Origin of the sequence: Salipiger sp. 1_MG-2023 (genome assembly GCF_030547555.1) — a bacterium.
Taxonomy (GTDB): domain Bacteria; phylum Pseudomonadota; class Alphaproteobacteria; order Rhodobacterales; family Rhodobacteraceae; genus Salipiger.
Map to the genome: position 1 here is coordinate 1 of NZ_JAUOQN010000121.1, position 3,953 is coordinate 3,953.

General features: G+C 62.8%; 4 pseudogenes. All 4 read left to right on the plus strand.

The annotated features are described in order from the left end of the window. Positions 1–76: 76 nt before the first annotated feature. Positions 77–774 (plus strand): annotated as a pseudogene (locus tag Q4543_RS23845) (transposase); the annotation flags it as partial. 327 nt (positions 775–1,101) lie between these two features. Beyond that, positions 1,102–2,319: pseudogene (locus tag Q4543_RS23850) on the plus strand (transposase); the annotation flags it as partial. 229 nt (positions 2,320–2,548) lie between these two features. Continuing rightward, positions 2,549–3,345, plus strand: a pseudogene (locus tag Q4543_RS23855) (tyrosine-type recombinase/integrase). A gap of 174 nt (positions 3,346–3,519) precedes the next feature. Then, a pseudogene (locus tag Q4543_RS23860) lies at positions 3,520–3,711 on the plus strand (transposase zinc-binding domain-containing protein); the annotation flags it as partial. Positions 3,712–3,953 lie beyond the last annotated feature (242 nt).

Sequence of the window (3,953 nt, forward strand, 5' to 3'; positions counted from 1 at the left end):
TCACACCCGGCCGCGCGCTGCGCTACGCCGGGGGCTCCGCGCGCGGCCTCCTACACCAAGCGTTGGGACACTACCGATCAACGCATTGCGAGGGCATTTGAGCGAGTTCGGTCAGATCGTGCCACAAGGCGCGGCCAACGCACCGAAATTGATCGCAATCGTCGAAGACCCGGAATGCGACCTGCCTGCCGACGCCATCCCCACGCTCAGGGTCCTGATCGCGATATTGGCGCAATTGGAGGCAGAGATCGTCAAACTGGATGCCGAGATCTCCCGCCGGGCCAAGGAGAATGACGTGGCGCGGCGTCTGATGACAGTGCCGGGTATCGGTCCGCTGATCGCGACGGCCATCGCGACCCTTGCGCCGCCGCCCGAGACTTTCCGCAAGGCTCGGGATTTTGCGGCCTGGCTCGGCCTCACACCGCGGCAGCATTCGACTGGCGGCAAACAGCGGCTCGGGGCCACGACGCCCCTTTCATGACATCCCTGCGGGATGCATTGTCGGGCAGAGGATGGGAGAGCGGTCCCTCAGACGGTTGCTGATCATTGGCGCCAACAGCGTCATCATCAAGCGTCACGTTCATGCCTCAGCCAAGCCAGGCACTTGGCTGGCCGGGATGCTGACGCGCAAGCCGCCGATGTTGGTGCGAGTAGCGCTGGCGAACAAGATGGCGCGCATCGTCTGGGCCCCCCTTTCGGCAGCATGCTGTGCATGCGCCTATCGGTCAGGGGATGGCCCGCGGTGGCGTCTACCAGTCTCCGGCCGTAGCGGCACAAGCCGACTATCGGTCGCGAGGACGTCGGAGCGAAGGAGGGCAAGGAGCAGTTTGGCGCAACGGTCGTGAGACGGGATCAGAAGAACCAGCCTGCAACAAAGTGCCGACGAGCACGCGGCGGTGATTTGGAGTCTGATCCGCGAACACCATACGGGCCCGCGACATCTGTAAGGTCGCATCATGAGGCCGGACATATGTCAGCACCCGACGACGCGTCAGAAAAAGCTTCAAAACCCCTCTTGCGTTCGGGGCGGTTACATATGTTGCAGAACTCTCGCGACGGCGGTTTCACTTTGTGAATCCATGCCGTTAGACGCGTTGCACGAGCAAGCCATCTCCCGCCCGCTATCGCACGACGAACTGGCCCAGCGACAACGCGTCGCTTCGCAAGCGGGGCTCTTCGCTGATCCATTGCCTGGCAGCACATGCCCGCATGTGCGAGGAGAGGGTGGGTCGACAAGGACATGGCTTGGCGCGCGCCACATGATGGGCGAGCAGGACGGCCAGCGGTGTTTTCCGATGCGGCCATACAATTCTGCCTGATCCACTGCCCGGCAGGGCATAGCGCAGCGATGTCCCGAGAGGGGATCAAGGTCCTGTTCAGGCTGCCGCTTCGCCAGACCTCTGGCATAGTGGCGGCCTGCTGAAGTTGGCGAGTCTGGACTGGCCCGTGCCGGATTTCTCCACACTGTGCCGCCGGCAAAAGACCCTGACCGTGCAGATCCCTTATCGCCGTTCCAACGAGCCGCTCAACCTGCTCGTGTCCTCTCGGGACACCCATTCGTGATGCCCTGCCGGGTGACGGACAGCACTGGCATCAAGTTCCTGGGCGATGGCGCCCTCTCATGGTTTGCAAGCAAACCATTGCCGGGTAGTAAATGGCAGGCGCGCAAGCATGGAGTGCAGGGTCGACGGCGAGCTTTTTCGCGCCATTGGTCCGAGCGACAATAGCGAGCGGCGCAAGGTCCATCTGGCCATGGACCTGGCCACCTCCGACATTCGCGTCGTGGAATTCACCCCCAGCCGCGACGGCGACAGCCCCGTCCTGCCAGACCTTCTCAACCAGATCCCGGACGACGAAGACATCAGTACCGTGACGGCAGGTGGTGCCTACGACCCGGGGCTCCGCCCGTTCAGGGCTAAATTGATCCACTGGATCAATTCCGGGACGCCCTTCACCCCGCCGTTGCCACAGTGCTATCATCGCACGCGGTGGCACGGCGATCATCCCGATCCGCAAGAATGGCCGACCGTGGACGGATGATTGCCCAGCCGCTCGGGCCCGCAACGAAACCTTGCGCGCCACACGTCACTACGGCCGGGCGTTCTGGAAGCCCCTCTCGGCAACATCCTGCGGATGCGCCTGCCGGGCAGTGGGTGGGCGGGATACCACGCCCGCAGCCGCGCTGAGGCCAAACCTCTCGTGACATTGCTGCGCAATACCCTGCCGGGCAGTGGACAAACCGCCGAAATCCACATCCGCGTCGCACTCATCAACCGCTTCAATGCCCTCGGCACCGCCGAGATCGTCCGCGTGGCCTGAACCAGAAGGGGCAGGACTAAGCCGCTCCGCGGCAATGGCGCCCGTGGCTGGCGTTGCCCGTCATTTCCGCGTTTTTCTATGTGGACGAGCTTTCTGGGCTGACGATGGGGGTCTTCCCACCGTCAGACAGGAGGTTCCCATGGAGGAGAAGAACACCACCCCGCTGCGCCAGCGGATGATCGAGGACATGAACATCCGCGGGTTGAGCGAGTAGACCCAGAAGGCGCACATCCGGAATGTGAAGCATTTCGCGTCCTTCCTCGGGAGGCCGCCTGACACGGCCACGCCTGAGGAATTGCGCACGTATCAGCTCAAAATGACTGAGGACGGAGTGTCGGCCAGCACGTTCAACGTGCGCATCATCTCGCTTCGCTTCTTTTTCGGCACCACCTGCGGGCGCGAAGACATGAAGCGGTTCATGCAGTTTCACCGCAAACCCCGCAAATTGCCCATAGTCCTCAGCGTCGAGGAGGTGGCCGATCTGTTGGCCGCCTTCCCGGCCCCGGGCTCAAGTATCGCGCTGCTCTCGGCATCAGCTACGGCGCAGGGCTGCGCGCCTCCGAGGTGTGCCACCTCAAGGTCACCGACATCGACAGCGATCGGATGCTGATCCACGTCGATGACGGCAAAGGTGGGCGAGACCGCAAAGCGATGCTGTCGCCCAACCTGCTTGCGTTGTTGCGCGACTACTGGTGTGAATCCCGCCCGGAGGGCTGGCTGTTTCCAGGCAAGCCCAAGATCAACCCGCTGTCGCCGCGGCAATTGAATCGGGCGTTCACCTCGGCAAAACACATGGCGGGTATCAAGAAGGCCGCAACACTGCACACGCTCCGCCACAGCTTCGCGACCCATCTACTGGAGGCGAACACGGACGTGCGGGTCATTCAGGTGCTCCTTGGGCATGCCAAGCTGACCACGACGGCGCGTTACGCCCATGTGGCCACTAAGACGATCCGCAGCACCGTCAGCCCCTATGAGCAAATCAAGCTTCAGCAAGACGAGACCCTGCGACGAGGGATGCAATAGCGCCCGGGGACAATGGCCCGGCCAAAGCTGGAGATCGCTGACATCTTTCGTGCCCGTCACGCCAGAGGCGTGCTTTCAGCACGACGGTCCCGCGCGGCGGCAGGCCAATGCGGGGCATGTCAGCCTCTCCCAGCTCAAAGTGATGTCCACTGCCCGGCAGTGCATTGCGCAGCAATGTCACGAGAGGGGGCGATTGAAGCCTGTCGAACCGAAGCGCTCGGCGGGCATGTGGCGGGCTGCACCAAATGCGGCCACCACCACATTGCCTATAATTCCTGCAAGAACCGGCACTGCCCGAAGTGTCAAGGACCGGCGGCGCGCGACGGGATGGAGGCGCGCGCCGAGGATCTGCTGCCGGTCGAGTATTTGCAGCGCGACAATCAGGATGAGATTCCCCGTCAATCAGGATGAGACGCAGCGGTGGGTGTGTGGCGAAGGGAGGGCGTAGCCCGACTGGAGGCACACACCCACCGCGGCGCGCATTTCATGCGCCTGTGATCGCGGTCGGTCCGCTAGGCTGGTGGTTTTCTGTGAGCTATGGCTGAATCTGGTGTTTGGGCGGTTTGAAAGCTGGCGGTGCATCTGGTTGGTTTGATGTTGCCAAACAA